At 47.0% G+C, this 1,074-nt stretch carries 1 protein-coding gene; it reads right to left on the minus strand.

All coding sequences use genetic code 11. The annotated features are described in order from the left end of the window. Nucleotides 1-1,074, minus strand: a 1,074-nt coding sequence (locus A3738_RS02785; RefSeq protein WP_156503902.1) for a class I tRNA ligase family protein, incomplete at both ends; no start/stop codon positions are given.

Consider the following 1,074-nt stretch of genomic DNA (forward strand, 5'->3'; position numbering starts at 1 on the left):
CGGTCTTTGATGATATCTAAGTAGAAACCACCCAACTCACCAACACAGAACTGAACCAACTTCTGGAACACGCCTAAGAAGTTGTAGTTGTCATACGCTTCTTGAAGCTCTGCTTGCAGTTGAAGTGCCTGATCTACAGCCCAACGATCTAGTGCAATCATTTGATCATTCGGTACTAAGTCCGCTTTTGGATCAAAACCATTGATATTACTTAACAAGAATCGCGCGGTATTACGAATACGGCGATATGAATCTGCTGTACGCTTGAGGATTTCATCCGATACCGTCATGTCACCGCTGTAGTCCGTCGCAGCAACCCACAAACGTAGGATATCTGCACCAAGCTTGTTCATCACTTCTTGCGGCGAAACCACGTTACCAATGGACTTAGACATCTTGCGGCCTTCACCATCCACGGTAAAGCCATGTGTAAGCACTTGCTTGTATGGCGCTTCACCCTTGATCGCAATACCAGTTTTCAAAGATGACTGGAACCAACCACGGTGCTGATCCGAACCTTCTAAGTAAAGATCTGCCGGGTATTGACCAAGCTCTGCGCGCTGTTCAAGTACCGCTGCATGTGTCACACCAGAGTCGAACCATACATCTAAGGTATCGGTTACTTTGTTCCAGTTGTCTGCATCATCGCCAAGTAGCTCTGAAGCATCTAAATCGAACCATGCATCCATGCCAGTGCCTTCGACACGCTGAGCCACTTGTTCAATCAGCTCTGACGTTTTTGGATGAAGTTCTTGAGTTTCTTTGTGCACGAACAAGGCAATCGGAACACCCCAAGTACGCTGACGTGAGATACACCAATCAGGGCTTTGCTCAAGCATCGCTTCAATACGATTTTGACCCCAAGATGGCACCCATTTAACGCCTTTCACAGCTTCTAGCGCTTTATCTTTCAAGCCATTTTCCGTCATGCTCACAAACCACTGAGGCGTTGCACGGAAGATTAGTGGCGTTTTTGTACGCCAGCAATGCGGGTAGCTGTGCGAGAACTTTTTGCTAAGAACTAACTTGCCTTCGTTAGTTAACGCTTCAAGAACCGGACCGTCGGCTTTATAA

It is taken from the genome of Oleiphilus sp. HI0066, from assembly GCF_001635725.1.